This is a genomic window from Kribbella sp. NPDC026596, assembly GCF_040638415.1.
GTDB lineage: Bacteria > Actinomycetota > Actinomycetes > Propionibacteriales > Kribbellaceae > Kribbella.
The window spans coordinates 1-14,143 of the sequence record NZ_JBEZYF010000087.1 but is presented as its reverse complement, the minus strand read 5'-3'; the positions used below and the strand labels follow the sequence as shown (position 1 = coordinate 14,143).

Annotated in this window: 17 protein-coding genes; 8 read left to right on the top strand and 9 right to left on the bottom strand. The window is 69.5% G+C overall.

Going from position 1 to position 14,143, the window contains the following annotated elements:
• Positions 1-84: 84 nt before the first annotated feature.
• Positions 85-888: a TIGR02569 family protein gene (locus AB0E63_RS41195; protein ID WP_360378730.1), complete on the bottom strand. Its 804-nt coding sequence runs from the start codon at positions 886-888 to the stop codon at positions 85-87.
• A gap of 106 nt (positions 889-994) precedes the next feature.
• Here AB0E63_RS41195 and lexA point away from each other — a divergent pair, with 106 nt between their 5' ends.
• Positions 995-1,645 (top strand): transcriptional repressor LexA, encoded by a 651-nt coding sequence (gene lexA, locus AB0E63_RS41190; protein ID WP_360378727.1) that lies wholly within the window; start codon positions 995-997, stop codon positions 1,643-1,645.
• Here lexA and AB0E63_RS41185 read toward each other — a convergent pair.
• From AB0E63_RS41185 to AB0E63_RS41175, 3 genes are all read right to left on the bottom strand, one after another.
• Positions 1,605-1,793 (bottom strand): hypothetical protein, encoded by a 189-nt coding sequence (locus AB0E63_RS41185; protein WP_360378724.1) that lies wholly within the window; start codon positions 1,791-1,793, stop codon positions 1,605-1,607. The genes lexA and AB0E63_RS41185 overlap by 41 nt on opposite strands.
• A gap of 67 nt (positions 1,794-1,860) precedes the next feature.
• Positions 1,861-3,051 (bottom strand): DUF6596 domain-containing protein, encoded by a 1,191-nt coding sequence (locus AB0E63_RS41180; RefSeq protein WP_360378721.1) that lies wholly within the window; start codon positions 3,049-3,051, stop codon positions 1,861-1,863.
• Positions 3,048-3,410, bottom strand: coding sequence for a YciI family protein (locus AB0E63_RS41175; RefSeq protein ID WP_360378718.1), 363 nt, complete (start codon positions 3,408-3,410; stop codon positions 3,048-3,050). Before AB0E63_RS41175 ends, AB0E63_RS41180 begins: the two co-directional genes overlap by 4 nt.
• 177 nt (positions 3,411-3,587) lie before the next feature.
• Here AB0E63_RS41175 and AB0E63_RS41170 point away from each other — a divergent pair, with 177 nt between their 5' ends.
• Positions 3,588-4,214 (top strand): pyridoxamine 5'-phosphate oxidase family protein, encoded by a 627-nt coding sequence (locus tag AB0E63_RS41170; RefSeq protein ID WP_360378715.1) that lies wholly within the window; start codon positions 3,588-3,590, stop codon positions 4,212-4,214.
• A gap of 31 nt (positions 4,215-4,245) precedes the next feature.
• Here AB0E63_RS41170 and AB0E63_RS41165 read toward each other — a convergent pair whose 3' ends face one another.
• Positions 4,246-4,902, bottom strand: coding sequence for a response regulator transcription factor (locus AB0E63_RS41165; RefSeq protein WP_360378712.1), 657 nt, complete (start codon positions 4,900-4,902; stop codon positions 4,246-4,248).
• 62 nt (positions 4,903-4,964) lie between these two features.
• Between AB0E63_RS41165 and AB0E63_RS41160 the strand changes: the two genes are divergently transcribed.
• The 3 genes from AB0E63_RS41160 (at position 4,965) to AB0E63_RS41150 (ending at position 7,579) form a co-directional block, all read left to right on the top strand.
• The gene (locus AB0E63_RS41160; protein WP_360378709.1) at positions 4,965-5,366 is read left to right on the top strand and encodes a pyridoxamine 5'-phosphate oxidase family protein; all 402 of its coding nucleotides are present in this window, start codon (positions 4,965-4,967) and stop codon (positions 5,364-5,366) included.
• A gap of 131 nt (positions 5,367-5,497) precedes the next feature.
• Positions 5,498-6,565: a sensor histidine kinase gene (locus AB0E63_RS41155; protein WP_360378706.1), complete on the top strand. Its 1,068-nt coding sequence runs from the start codon at positions 5,498-5,500 to the stop codon at positions 6,563-6,565.
• A 93-nt stretch (positions 6,566-6,658) separates the two neighbouring features.
• Positions 6,659-7,579: a carbamate kinase gene (locus tag AB0E63_RS41150; protein ID WP_360378703.1), complete on the top strand. Its 921-nt coding sequence runs from the start codon at positions 6,659-6,661 to the stop codon at positions 7,577-7,579.
• Here AB0E63_RS41150 and AB0E63_RS41145 read toward each other — a convergent pair.
• The 3 genes from AB0E63_RS41145 to AB0E63_RS41135 are packed head-to-tail and all read right to left on the bottom strand — an operon-like array spanning position 7,573 to position 9,969.
• Positions 7,573-7,968: a hypothetical protein gene (locus AB0E63_RS41145; protein WP_360378700.1), complete on the bottom strand. Its 396-nt coding sequence runs from the start codon at positions 7,966-7,968 to the stop codon at positions 7,573-7,575. The genes AB0E63_RS41150 and AB0E63_RS41145 overlap by 7 nt on opposite strands.
• Before the next feature lie 55 nt (positions 7,969-8,023).
• Positions 8,024-8,647 (bottom strand): response regulator transcription factor, encoded by a 624-nt coding sequence (locus AB0E63_RS41140; protein ID WP_360378697.1) that lies wholly within the window; start codon positions 8,645-8,647, stop codon positions 8,024-8,026.
• Positions 8,644-9,969, bottom strand: a complete 1,326-nt coding sequence (locus AB0E63_RS41135) for an ATP-binding protein (protein WP_360378694.1) — start codon at positions 9,967-9,969, stop codon at positions 8,644-8,646. The genes AB0E63_RS41140 and AB0E63_RS41135 overlap by 4 nt, the downstream gene beginning before the upstream one ends.
• Before the next feature lie 103 nt (positions 9,970-10,072).
• On the opposite strand from AB0E63_RS41135, the gene AB0E63_RS41130 reads away from it, so the two are divergent.
• Together AB0E63_RS41130 and AB0E63_RS41125 are read left to right on the top strand one after the other, a co-directional pair.
• The gene (locus AB0E63_RS41130; RefSeq protein WP_360378691.1) at positions 10,073-11,749 is read left to right on the top strand and encodes an ABC transporter ATP-binding protein; all 1,677 of its coding nucleotides are present in this window, start codon (positions 10,073-10,075) and stop codon (positions 11,747-11,749) included.
• 166 nt (positions 11,750-11,915) lie between these two features.
• Positions 11,916-12,692, top strand: coding sequence for a serine/threonine-protein kinase (locus tag AB0E63_RS41125; RefSeq protein WP_360378688.1), 777 nt, complete (start codon positions 11,916-11,918; stop codon positions 12,690-12,692).
• Here AB0E63_RS41125 and AB0E63_RS41120 read toward each other — a convergent pair.
• Positions 12,682-13,122 carry a nuclear transport factor 2 family protein gene (locus AB0E63_RS41120; protein WP_360378685.1) on the bottom strand — a complete coding sequence of 147 codons (441 nt, stop codon included), beginning with the start codon at positions 13,120-13,122 and terminating at the stop codon, positions 12,682-12,684. The genes AB0E63_RS41125 and AB0E63_RS41120 overlap by 11 nt on opposite strands.
• A gap of 100 nt (positions 13,123-13,222) precedes the next feature.
• Here AB0E63_RS41120 and sigJ point away from each other — a divergent pair, with 100 nt between their 5' ends.
• Positions 13,223-14,122, top strand: coding sequence for an RNA polymerase sigma factor SigJ (gene sigJ / locus AB0E63_RS41115; RefSeq protein WP_360378682.1), 900 nt, complete (start codon positions 13,223-13,225; stop codon positions 14,120-14,122).
• Positions 14,123-14,143: the final 21 nt, after the last annotated feature.

Sequence of the window (14,143 nt, the reverse complement as noted above, 5' to 3'; positions counted from 1 at the left end):
GTGCCCACTCCTTGTCGAAGAGGCTCCGGCACTCGCTTCGATACCCGGATGCTATCGACCGTGATTCTCTGCGTGACGGCGGGATCAGCCGACGTACGCAAGCGCGACCTCGATCGCGGGTTCGTAGACCGCACGGCGATCGGTCGTCCAGACCTCGGCGCCACCGAGCGCCTCGTCGGTCGCTATGCGGTAGATGAGCGCTCGGACCAGCATCTGGCCCCACTCCGGGAGGTCTGACCAACGCGCTGCCAGGTCAGGCTTGGCGTCGTACCAGCAGAGGGCGTCGGCGACGGCGACGGCCGACGCCCACGCGGGCGGCCGCCAGTACACCGGCCAGTCGATGATCGCCGGCGGCAACCCGTTGGCGAACATCACATTCCCCGGCAGATCGCCGTGTACCACCTGCGCCACCAGGTCGACCGGCCGACGAGCTTTCACGAGCCCCGAGACCAAGTCCTGGTACGCCGGACTCCCGCCGGCCGACTCCTCGTCCCACGCGACCCGATCGCCGTACGACCAAGCGTCGTCACGCTCGTCGAGAAACCCCGGCCGTAGCAGCCCGGCAACGGCCGCATGGAAAGCGGACCCAGCTGTCAGTACGTCGTCCTGCCGCCGGACATCCGTCGCACCGGCCAGCAACTGGGATGCCTCCCAGCCGTGCGCGATCCACTCGCCACCTCGGCTGCGCACCGGACGTGCCACCCGAAACTCGGTGGATTCCGGCAGCCCATCCAGCACGTCAGCGCGCCACAGACTCTCCGCCACCAATCCGGCCCGCTTCAGCACGACCGCGCCGGACCGCCACGTCTCACCCTGCCCGCCCGGCAGGAGGACGGGGTGTTCCGACAGCCCGAAGGCATCCAGGACAGCTTCCGAGGGAGCGCTCACCCGGCCGATCGTAGGTGCGCTCCCGGCACATCCGCCAAGAGTTTAGATGCGGACCACCTGCGGGTCGGGTGCGGATCCGCGGGCCTGGGCGCTCTAGGATTTCGCGGTGACTGATCTCGATCTGTTCGGCGACCTCGACACCGGCGCACTCCCGGAGCGGCAGCAACGGATCCTGGTGGTGATCCGGGACTGGGTGACGCGGTACGGCTATCCGCCGAGCAGCCGGCAGATCGGTGACGCGGTCGGACTGCGCTCCTCGTCCTCGGTGTCGAAGCACCTGGCCAGCCTGGAGGACAAGGGCTTCCTGCGGCGCAGCCCGTCGGTGTCGCGGCCGATCGACGTACGGATGTTCCTCCAGGGGCCGACCGCGCGGGACTCCGACGACTCGGTGCCGGTACCCGTGGTCGGTGACATCGCGGCCGGTACGCCGATCGCCGCGGTCGAGCACGTGGACGACGTACTGCAGCTCCCGCGCGGGCTGACCGGGCGCGGCAATGTGTTCGGCCTGCGGGTCCGCGGCGAGTCGATGATCGACGCCGCGATCTGCGACGGCGACATCGTCGTGATCCGGCAGCAATCCGAGGCCCACTCGGGTCAGATCGTCGCCGCGATGATCGACGAGGAGGCGACCGTCAAGGTGTACCGCCGCCGCAACGGCCACGTGTACCTCGAGCCGCGGAACCCGGCGTACGACGTCATCGACGGCGACAACGCGGTCATCCTCGGGGTTGTGGTGTCGGTACTGCGGAGCGTTTGACGCCGCGGAGCAACGCCAGGCCCCACAGTCCGAGGAAGGCGATCGCGATCGAGATGCCCTCGCTGCGGTCCGCGTTCTTCACATGCCAGTCGGCGTCGTCGAACGGGCGCAGGGAGTGGAACACGAACACGCCGAACACTGCCAGCACGCGCAGCCAGTCCAGAAACCACAGCCGTTCGCCCGCCCCTGAGCACCCATGGCTCAAGGATGCTGGCTCACTGGGCCAGGCGCTCCTGGAGGAGGCCGAGCTGGGCGGGATTGGTGGTCAGGTCCGCAGCTCGATGGTTGGCGGCGTCAGCCTCGGCGTCGCGACCGAGATCGCGGAAGAACTGTGCTTGGGTCGCGTGGAACAACGGATACGCCTGCAGATCCGTCGACAACTCGTCGAGTTGGCTGAGCGCGGCCTGCGGGCCGTTGACGTAGGCAAATGCGATGGCGCGATGCAGGCGGGCGACCGGCGTCGGCTGCAGGGTCAGCAGCATGTCGTAGAGGACGAGGATCTGCTCCCAGTCCGTCGCCGCCCAGATCGGGGCCTCGCTGTGGCAGGCGGCGATGGCTGCTTGCAGTTGGTACGGACCGGGCGCGCGATGGCGTCGGGCGGTACGGGTCAGCAAAGTGGTCGCGTCGGCGATGGCGGCGTGGTCCCAGCGGACGCGGTCCTGGTCCTCGAGCAGGATCAGCTCGCCGGTGGTCGTGAAGCGGGCCGCCGTACGGGCGCGGTGCAGGCGGATCAGCGCGAGCAGGCCGGCGATCTCGGGCTCGTTCGGCAGCAGGCCGTGGAGTAGGGCAGTGAGCCACTCGGCGTCGTCGACCAGATCGCGCGAGTGAACGCGGTCGGCGGTGCTGGACAGGTAGCCCTCGTTGAAGAGCAGGTAGATGACCGTGAGTACCTCGGTGAGGCGGTCGGGAAGTTCGTCGTCGCGCGGTATGCGGTACGGAATTCCGGCCTCGGTGATCTTCCGCTTCGCCCGGGTGATCCGCTGCGCGACGGCCGACTCGGACGCCAGGAACGCGGCCGCGATCTGCGCGGTGGTCAGTCCGCAGACCACTCGCAACGTGAGCGCGATCTGCGCCTCGCGAGCCAGCGCCGGGTGGCAGCAGGTGAAGATCAGCCGCAGCCGGTCGTCAGCCGCGGGCTGCACGGGAAGCTGCAGCTGGGCCAGCTTGGCGCGGTAGTTCTGCTGTCGGCGCAGTACGTCGAAACCACGGCGGCGGGCGACCGTGAACAGCCAGGCGTCGGGCCGCTCCGGAATCCCCTCGACCGGCCAGCGCCACAGGGCGATCTCGACGGCGTCCTGGACCAGGTCCTCGGCGGCGGAGAAGTCGCCGAGCAAGGAAACCAGCGCCCCGGCCAGCTGGCTCGCGTGGTCTCGGACCACGCGAGCCAGCTCGTCTTCAGTGCTCACGAAGCCCCGGTGGTGTTCATGAACGCGACCGGCCGGATCTCGACGACCGGGCAGGCCGGCCAGGTCTTCACCATCCGCAGCGCCTCGTCCAGGTCGTCGACCTCGATCTCGCTGAACCCGGAGATCACCTCCTTGCCCTCCATGAACGGCCCGTCGGTCGTCATCGGTACGCCGCCGTCGAACCGGACCGTGGTCGCCGATCCGGCCCCTTGCAGCTTGCTGCCACCGCGCAGCTTGTCCCGGTGGTCGTCGAACCACTGCGTCACCCGCTGCAAGGCCAGCTCCCGCTCGTCCGGCGTCATCGCCTCGAACTCCTTCGCGTACGCCTCGGTCTCGACGAACATCAACACATACCTCACCCGCACACCTGCTTCCGGTCGGTCTGGTGGAACAACTCTCACCCTGCAGACGATCGGCGTACCCCTCGACCCGACACTTCGGGCCTTCGGTCCTTCCCGCTGAGGACATCTGGCTCTGCCGGAGCCCGGCGTGGCGACGGTTGGATGGGCGGCAGACGGCAGGAAAGGGAGTGTTCGATGACAGCGTCCGGCCGATCCCGGTCTCCGCAGGGGAGGGACCAGTCGGAGCCGGGGGTGTCGCTCGGGCTCGCGCGGCAGGAGGGGTCCGCATGGACCGAGCCGCAGGTCGACGCATCGCAGGAGGCGGAACAGCTGACAGCAGGCGCGCTGATCCGGCTGGCCGGTGCACTGGACGCAACCGTTTCCGACCGTCTCGGTCCACGGACCTCGCCCGTCCGTGGACTCGCCGCCCGCCACCCCGTGCTGGATCACCTGCGTGAGGACGAGTGCCTCCAGCTGCTCGCCCCCGGCGGCACCGGCCGGCTGGCTTTCGAGCTGGCCGGCCGGTTGTCGGTGCGATCGGTCACCTACACGGTGCACGGCCGGCAGTTCGTCTTCCGGACCGGGGCCGCCACGGCGATCGCGCGGTACGGCGATGGTCCGGTGGCATTCGAGGTGGATCGGCTGGACGGGGCCGCGCGGGACGGCTGGAGCGTGCTGGTCTCGGGGCGCCGCCGGCACGGCTCACTGCAGGAGACGGTGACGTGGCGCTCAGGCACGGATCCGTGGGCGGGCGACGACCAGGAGATCCTCGTAGTCATCGAACCGGAGCACATCAGTGGACGCCGCATCCGTACTTGCTAACCGACCGGCCGGGGCCCGCAGACAGCGTGGGTCAGGTCTTCGGGCGCCGCTTCGCGCGTTCGACGGCGTACACGGCTGCCTCCGTCCGGCGCTCCATGTCGAGCTTGCGGAGCAGCCCGGAGACGTAGTTCTTCACCGTCTTCTCGGCCAGGAACATGCTCTCCGCGATCTGCCGGTTGGTCTTGCCGGCCGCGATCTCGTCGAGGATCCGGCGTTCCTGCTCGGTCAGGGACTCGTAGCGCGGGTCGTCGTCCACGTCGACCGGGTTCCGCAGCCGCTCCAGGACCAGGGCAGTCATGGCCGGGTCGAGCAGCGACTCCCCCGCGGCCAAACGCCGTACCGCTCCGATCAGGTCCGTGCCACTGACCTGCTTGAGCAGGTAGCCGGCCGCCCCGGCCATGATCGCGGTGAACAGGGCTTCCTCGTCGGAGAACGAGGTCAGCATCAGGCAGGCCGGCGGCTTGTCCATCGCCGACCGGATCTCCCGGCACACGGTGATCCCGTCGCCGTCGCCGAGGCGGACATCGAGGACGGCGACATCAGGCTGGAGTGCCGGGATCCGGGTGGTCGCCTGCGCCGCGGTCGACGCCTCGCCGACCACCTCGATGTCCGGCTCGCCCTCCAGCAGCTGCCGCAAGCCGAGCCGCACCACCTCGTGGTCATCGAGCAGGAACACCGTGATGGCCATAGCTTGTCGCTCCCCCCTGAAGCAGCTGTATCGCTCAGCGTAGACCGGCCGTGGAGGATCTGATGCACACCTACGACGATGCCGGCCTGGAGATCCTCGACGGGCCGGAGTGCCTCCGGCTGCTGTCCTCGGTCCCGGTCGGGCGGCTCGTGTTCACCCAAGGCGGCCTGCCGGTGGTCCGGCTGGTCGCGTTCTGTGTCGACGGCGACACGATCGTGTTCGCGTCCGACGACTGCGAATGGCTCCGGGCGGCGCACCGGGGCGACGTGGTCGCGTTCGAGGTGGACGACATCGACCTGGAGCGGCGGCACGGCTGGACGGTGACCGCGATCGGCCATCTGTCCGCCGTCCCCGAGGGCGAGGCGGCCGAGCTCGCGGGGACCGCGCCGTCGTGGCTGCGGCTTCGCGACCGGCAGCTGATCCGGCTCGGTACCGAGTCCGTCAGCGGCCGCCGCGCCCATTGATGCCCGAAGCAACAGCTTCGAAGGGAAAGATTCGAAGGGAAAGAAGAGAGAAGTTGGGGTTCGAAGGAAAGAAGGGAGAAGTAGGGGGAAGAGGCGTTCCAAAGCCGCAGGGGCTTCCGTACCGTGACATCGTGAGCGATCAGGAGTCGGGCGAGCGGACACAGCGCCTGCACGAGGTGACCGCGGAGATCACCCAGCTCCTGCTCGGCGACTTCGATCAGCGCGACGCCCTCCGGCTGATCGCCCGCCGGGCTCGCGAACTCACCGGCGCGCGCGTCGGCGCCGTCCTGCTGACCGACGGCCACGACCTGGTGATCGAGGCCCTCGACGGACCTCCGGAACTGACCAAATACGTCGGCAAGCAGATCCCCGGGCTGGATCACGAGGTGCCTCGCGACCGAGTCACCATTGCCGACATCCCGGAGATCGGACCGGCCGCCGTCGCTCCGCTCTCACCGTCATCCGCCTCGGTAGGCGGCCTGCTGGTCGTCGGAGCCACTGCGCTCGACGGGAACAGCGACCTGGTCAAGATGTTCGCGGCACAGGCGACCCTGGTGCTGGATCGTGGCCAGGCGCTCCGCGACCACGCGATGGTCGCCGTTCTGGAGGAACGCGACCGGATCGCCCGGGACCTGCACGATCTGGTGATCCAGCGTTTGTTCGCGACCGGGCTGCAACTGCAGGGCATCCGCAGGATGGTGGACGCCGAGGTCCACGAACGCCTCGGCCGGGCCATCGAGGACATCGACACCACCATCCGTGATCTGCGTGCGGCGATCTTCGAGCTGCACCACCGCCCCAGCCGCCGATCGCTCCGCTCCGATATCCAGGCCCTGGTCGCCGAGTACGCCGAACCGCTCGGGTTCCGCGCCGGACTGACCTGCACCGGCCCGGTCGACGCCGTCGTACCCGTGACCGTCCGGCCGCAGATCCTCGCCGCGATCCGGGAGGCGCTGTCGAACGTCGTACGCCACGCCGAAGCCACCGAGGTCAGCGTCGAGGTCACCGCGACCCCGACCGAGGTCATCACGCGCGTCAGCGACAACGGTGTCGGTGTGGCCGCCACCGATCACCAGAGCGGCCTGCGCAACCTGCGGGACCGGGCCGAAGCGTTAGGCGGTGCCGTGCGGCTGCAGAGGAAACAGCCGCGAGGCACCGTCCTCGAACTGCGCGCGCCACTCGCCGAGCCGCGCAGTTGAGCTCATCCGCTGAGCGGGCCGGATCAGGGTCGAAGGTCCCTGTCCGTCATGCCAGAGGACCTGATCTGTGGAGCTGCGTGCGACGCTGAAGGTATGCGGATGGTGATCGCGCTCGGGGGGAATGCGTTGTTGCGGCGCGGGGAGCGGCCGGACGCCGACGTGCAGGTCGCGCATCTGGCCGTGGCGGCGCCGGCGTTGGCGGCCGTGGCGGCTGAGCACGAGGTGGTGATCGTGCACGGCAACGGACCGCAGGTGGGGCTGCTCGCGCTGGAGAGTACGGCGGATCCCGCGCTGTCGAAGCCGTATCCGCTGAGTGACCTCGTCGCGGAGACCCAGGGCGTGATCGGGTACTGGATCCAGCAGGCACTCAGCAACGCCGGCCTGGCTCGGCGAGCGGTCACGCTGGTCACGCAGACGGTGGTCGCCGCGACGGATCCCGCTTTCGGTACGCCGACGAAGTACGTCGGGACCGGCTATCCCGAGGACCACGCGCAGTTGCTGGAGTCGACCTCGGGGTGGACCTTCCGGCAGGACGGCTCACAGTGGCGCCGCGTGGTCGCGTCCCCCGAACCACGTCGGATCGTGGAGCTCGATGCCGCCGACGTACTCCTCCGCAACGGCATGACTGTGATCCTGGCCGGAGGCGGGGGCATCCCCGTGGTGGAGAGAAATTCGGGACTCGCCGGAGTCGAGGCCGTCGTCGACAAGGATCTGACCGCGGCGCTGGTCGCGACCGAGCTCCGGGCCGACCTGTTCGTGATGCTGACCGACGTCCCGGCCGTCTATCTGGACTACGGGACCCCGAAGCAGCGCCCCTTGCATGAGATCACGGTCGCGGACCTCGCGGCCCTCACTTTCCCCGAGGGGTCGATGGGGCCGAAGGTTCGTGCCGCCGCACGGTTCGTGGAAGCGACCAAAGGCCGGGCCGCGGTCGGATCCCTCGACGAGACTGCCGCGGTGATCGCGGGGACCACTGGCACCCAGATCGTTGCGGAGCTGGCCTCAGGTCAGTGATGGCCGGACTTGTCATCGGACGAGCCGGATCTACCCGAACCGGACTTCCCTGAGGTCGACGTGCTCGAGGTGGGTTTCGTCCGCTCGCCACCCTTGTCGTCACCAGGTTCGATGGTCTTCGGCGTGATGGTGGGCGTGACCTTCGAGCTTTGGGGCGTGATGGTTTCCGGGGGTGCGAACCACAGTGGTGCCGGCGACTGGCCCGGCGTACCCGGGTCGAAGGCGGACCAGACCGCCGTACCCCCGGCGACCAGACCGGCCGCGGCCACCAGGCCGAGCAGCCCGGTGCCGGCCCACGCGAGGTATCGCACCGGCCGTCGCGTCGGCTCGGCATCGTCGCCGCCGGTGCGCAGCACGACCGGTCGGCGGCGTAGGTCTTCCGAGTCCATGCGTCGATCCTGTCGCAGGCGGGCGGCGGGCACCATCGGACCTTGGTACTAGTACCTACTCCTCGCGGCGCTGCCGCTGGGCCCATAGCGCGGCTTGGGTGCGGTCGGTCACGCCGAGGCGCTGGTACACGTTTGTCAGATGTGCCTTGACCGTCCGCTCGCTGATGCCGAGCCGGCGCGCGATCGTCTTGTTCGGCAGGCCGGCGCCGACCATGTCGAGGACCTCCTGCTCGCGGTCGGTCAGCTTGGTCTCGGGGCCTGGGCTGCGCCGATTGGTCAGCAACACCCGTGCCGCCTTCGGGTCCAGCGGCGACCCACCGGCCACGATCTCGCGCACTCCGGCCAGGATCACCTCAGGCTCACTGTGCTTCAGGAGGTATCCCTCGGCTCCGGCCTGCAAGGCGTCGAGGATGCGCGCCTGATCGCTGAACGACGTCAGCACCAGCACATGCACCCCGGGATCGGCCGCCACGATCTGCCCCGTCGCAGCGATCCCGTCCGTGCCGGGCATCGACAGATCCATCAGTACGACGTCCGGCCGCAGCTCGGCCGCCATCGCCACGGCCTCGGCACCATCCCCCGCGGCCCCGACCAGCTCGATGTCGTCCGCCGTACCGAGCAGCTGGGACAGGCCGGTCCGGACGATCGCATGATCGTCGACAATCAACACCCGGATCACACCGGCACCTCGGCTTCCACCCGTGTCCCCTGACCGGGCGCGGCCCGGACCGTCAGCGTGCCACCCGACTCGGCGAGCAGGTCGCCGATCGAGCGTAGCCCGAGGTGCCCGTTGCTGCTCCGCTCATCGAGTCGCGACTCGTCGAACCCGCGACCGTCGTCGTCGATGATCAGCACCCCACGCCCGTCCACCCGCTGCGCCTTGATCAGCACCTCCCGCGCCCCACTGTGCGCGGCCACGTTCCGGACCACTTCCTGCGCCGCCCGGAACAACAGCGCCGCGGCCGCCGGCGGCAACTCCTCGGTGCCCTCGGTCTCGAGCCGTACGTCGATCCCGGTCCGCTCGAGTCCGCCCGCCAACTCGGCCAGCGCCGACGCGAGGCCTTCTTCGGCGAGGTTCGGCGGATAGATGTCCACGAGCAGCGACCGGAGCGAACCGATACTCGCCCGCAACCGTCCTGCACTGTCCGCGATCACCTCTGCCCGTTGGCCCTCCGTCGGGGTACCCAACCGCATCGCGTCGAGCGCATAGTTCAGCCCGGTCAGCTCCTGTACGACGCCGTCGTGCAACTCCCCCGCGATCCGGCGGCGCTCGGCGTCGGACGCGTCGACCGCGTGCTGGAGCAACCGTTCCCGGTCCCGCTGCTGTCGCTGCACCCGGCGGGCCAGCGACCAGGCGAAGGGAATCTGCACCAACTCGAGCACCAGCAACGCCCCCAGCGCGGGTGGCGCGAACCGCTTCCAGGCCGCCTGTCCCGCCTCGGTCACCGCCCGGTACTCGAAGTACGCCTCGAACAGCATCGGTTCCCCGTTGGTTCCGCGGACGCCGACGTACACCTCGAGCAACTTCTTGTACGGGATCTCGAACTTGTTCTCCGGCCGGCTCAGGTCGCTGACCTCGGACGCACTGCTCCCCTGCCGCTGGAGCGCCTCCTGCTCCTCGGCCCCCAGCGGGAACTGTTGCCCGATCAGCCTTGGCTCGTCGGAGTAGACGATCCGGCCGTCGGCATTCCACAGCTTCACCCGCACCAGCGAGCCCTGCAGCACGTACTTCCGCATCGCGGTGTCGAACGACCGCAAGGCGGCGGGCTGACCCGCGATCACGGCCGCGTCCAAGCGCGGCTCGACCACTCCACGCGCGGTCACGTAGGTGACCTGCCGAGCCGAGTCCGTCGCCTGATCCACGCCGGCCTGACGCGCCACGAGCGCGATCAGCGCGGCCAAGGACAGCAGCACGATCAGCCCGGCCGCGGTGAAGCGCACCAGCAGCCCGACCGTCGAGATCGGCCCACGGTCCACGCGCGAGCGTCGCAGTCTCACCATGCTGGGATCGTAGGTGGCCCGGTGCGGTCAGGCAGCCCCGACGACAGTCGTAGTACCAAGGTGCACTACCGAGGCCGACCAGCCGGCGACGACCGTTGTCGGCATGAAGCTTCCGCTCTCACTCGCCGTCGCCGGGCCTGCCGCCCGAGTGCAGTTCCCTGCACTCGCCGCCGCGGCCGGGCTCGTCGTACTGCGAGTCGGTGCGGTTCTCCTCCGCCCGTGGCCGCTGGCTCTGGCCGTCGATCACGCGCTCGGTCCGAACCCGGCGGCGGATCCGATCGTCGTCCTGGCGCTGGCCGCCACCGGCAGCGTCTTGTTGTCGACAATCATCGGGCTCCTCGACATGGCGAGTCTGCGGACGGTCGAGGGCGCGGCCGAGCGGATCGGCGCGTCGCTGCGCGCAACGATGTTCCAGCGCACGATGACGCGGTCCCTGCGGTGGCACGACCGGATGCGCAGCGGCGAGCTGGTGTCCCGCCTGACCACGGACGTCGGCCGGATGCTCGACGCGGTGGTCGCGGTGACCACGTCGTTCCTGCCCGATGCGGTGATGCTCGCCGGCGTCCTGGTGCTGCTGTTCGCCTTCGACCCCGAGCTCGCGCTGATCGGCTTGGGGGTCGTGCCGGTACTGGCCGCGTTGGCAGTCCGGCAGCGCCGCCTGATTCGAACTGCCCAACAGGATGCGCGGACCGAGTCGGGACGGTTGGCGGGGGCAACGACCGACCTTTTGCGGAACGTCCGCGCCGTCCAGGCCTTCGGGCGGATCGATCGAGCCGCCGCGATCTTCGGCACGCGGAATCGCGCCGTACTGGATGTCGAGCTGCGAGCGATCGATGTGGACGCGCGCTGGACCCCGATGGCCGATGTCGTCCTGGCGCTCGGTGCCGCGCTGGTGCTGGTGGTCGGCGGGCGGCACGTGCTGTCCGGAGCCCTCACAGTGGGCCAGTTGCTGGTCGTGCTCGCCTACTTGCGAGACCTCTACTCCCCCGTGCGCGGCCTGACCCGGTTGTCCGTCGTACTGGCGAAGGCCGATGCCAGCGCCGTACGGGTTCGCGAGGTCCTGGACTGCGACGAAGCCGTCGAGGATCGGTACGACGCCCGCCCAGCTCCGGCGCTGCGGTCCGGCCTACGGTTCGAGCGGGTGTCCTTCGGCTACGAGCCCAGGCGACCGGTGCTCGACCGGTTCGACCTCGACATCGCGGCCGGCGAGACCGTGTGCCTACTCGGGCCCAGCGGGATCGGCAAGAGCACCGCGCTACATCTCCTCCTGCGTCTGTACGACGTCGACGCGGGACGGATCCTGATCGACGGCGTGGACGTGCGCGACTGCGACCAGCGCAGCCTGCGAGACCGGTTCGCGTTCGTCCCCCAGGACCCGTGGCTGCTGGACGCGACCGTGGCCGAGAACATTGCCTTTGGCAACCAGAACGCGACTCGCGCCGGCGTGATCGCGGCCGGGCGGGCTGCTCTGGTGGACGAGTTCGCCGGCCGGTTGCCGTTCGGGTACGACACGCCTCTCGGCGAGAGCGGCGTACGGCTGTCGGGCGGTCAGCGGCGCCGGGTCGCACTCGCCCGCGCCGCGGTCTCATCCGCGCCGATGGTCCTGCTGGACGAGCCGACCGCGTCCCTGGACCCGGTCTCGGCCGCCACGGTGATCGAGGCGATCCGGACCACGACCGCGCAGCGCACGGTCCTGCTCGTCACCCACGATCGCGACCTGGCGGCCATCGCCGACCGGGTCGTCTCCCTCGACCAACACCAACTCAGTGGAAGGAGGTGACCACCATGCTCCGCATCAAGCCGGTCATGCACCACGGCCACGGACGGTCCCGTAGCCGCTCCCGATCCTGCAGCCGCAGCCGTTCCCGCAGCCGCTCGCGCGGCTGACCCACAGCCTGCCGCCGGCGCTCAGCCGGCGGCAGGCATCACCGCTTGGAGACCTGCAGATGATTGTCGACACCGAGGACGGACTCGCCGTCTGGGACTGGGCCGAGGGGTGCGAACTGCCGGGCGGGACGTTCGCCGTGGACCGTCTCGGTGTCGGCCACCGCTGCGAGACCTGGCTGGTCTGGTCGGTCGCTCTCTGGTCCCCCGCCGTACTCAAGGCCGCCCGTCCCCACCAGATCCACCACCCGCGCGCCCTGAAGTCGCTCCGTCGAGAGACGGCTGCCCTCGACGGCAACAACCACCCCGCCCTTCCGCGCCTGCTGGCCGACGGAACCGACGAGGCCATCCCGCACATCCTGCTCGAGTACGTCGACGGCCCGACGCTCACCGACGAGCTCGAGGAGAACGGCGTCCTGACCGTCGAGGAGACCGCACTGCTCGGTGCGCAGCTACTCCCCGCGCTGATGGCCCTGCACCGCCGTGGTCTCGCGCACCTGGATGTAAAACCGGAGAACGTCGTACTCCGCGATGCACGTCCGGTCCTCATCGACTTCGGCAGCGCTCGCCGGATCGGGAGCGAGCAACCACCCGGTCACCCGGTCGGAACCGTCGGATACGCCTCCCCCGAGCAGGAAGCCTGCGCGCCGGTCTCCGCCGCGATGGATCTCTACAGCCTCGGCCAGACGCTCGCCGAGGCGGGCGCCGAACTGCCCAAGAGCCTGCAAGGGCTGATCACGCCTCAGCCGAGCCGACGGCTCACCACGTCCGAAGCGCTGACAGCCCTGGCCGAGACCGCCGGCGACCTGCGTCCCTGGCCGGAGTGGCTCAGGGCGTGAGGTCCAGCGCGGCCCGGCCCTCGGGGAAGTAGGTCGGCACCGAAACCTGGTCGTGGACGACCATCCACTGACCATCGATCCGCTGCCAGGCCGCTGTCCAACGGACCCACTGGTTGGTCTTGGGGCCGTTCACCAGCGTGCCGCTGATCCGGTTCACGGCGAACAAGACCGCGAGGTCGCCATCCACGAGCACCGTGAGGTCGCGGACCTCGTAGTCGATCGGCAACTGGTAGATCGTGAAGACCTTCTCCCAGTTCTTCCACTTCGTCTCCGCGCCCAGGTGCCGCAGCGGCGCCTCGATGTCGAACGAGACCACGTTCGGCGCGAAGATCGTCTTGACCGCCCCCATATCGCCGGTCCGGATCGCGCCGACCAGGGTTTCGACGCGCTCCCGGATTTCTGCTTCGTCAGTTGCGTGTTGTGTAGTCATGATCAGTACGACGAGACATCCGCCCGGACTGTGATGACCTCACACTTCGGTACGGCGTTTCGTCGTAGGGGGAAAGGTGGATCCGACGAAGGGAAGCACGATGACCGGGGACGACCAGGTCGATCCGGGCCTGAGCGCGATCATGAGCGAGCGGCGGCAGCTGATCAACCTCGCCTACCGGCTGCTCGGCTCACTCGCCGACGCGGAGGACGTGGTCCAGGAGACGTACGCCCGGTGGTACGCCATGTCGAGCCGCGAGCAGGCGGCGATCGACGTCCCCGGCGCGTGGCTGACCAAGGTCGCCAGCCGCATCTGCCTCGACCTGCTCCGGTCGGCCCGCGTCCGGCGGGAGCGCTACGTCGGCGAATGGATCCCGGAGCCGCTCCCCGAGAACACCGACGGACGGGCCGGCGCCGACCCCGCCGATCGGGTCACGCTGGACGAGTCGGTGAACATGGCGTTCCTGGTCGTCCTGGACTCGATGACGCCGGCCGAGCGGGTCGCGTTCATCCTGCACGACGTCTTCCGGTACCCGTTCCCGGAGGTGGCCGAGATCGTCGGCCGGACCCCGGCGGCCTGCCGTCAGCTGGCGTCGTCGGCCCGGCGCCGGCTCAGCGACGCGCAGGTTCCCGCACCGCCGACGGCCCGGCGTGCCGAGCTCATTCGTGAGTTCAAACAGGCGTGGGAGGCCACGGACATCGCGACCCTCGTCAATCTCCTGGACCCCGACGTCACCGCGGTCGCCGATGGTGGCGGCGTCGTCATCGCCGCGCTCGAGCCGGTCCACGGCGGCGCGAACGTCGCCGAGTACTTCACCGGCCTGCCCATCCTGGACTACGGCCGCACGCTGGTGGAGCGGACCGTCAACGGCCAGCCGGGTCTGGTCATCCAGTACGAAGGCGTGACCGAGACCGTGATTGCGTTCGACATCGCCGGGGATCGCATCACGAACATCTGGGCGATCCGCAACCCGGAGAAGCTCCGCCCCTGGACGAACTAGCTAACCGGCCGCCGGCAGAGC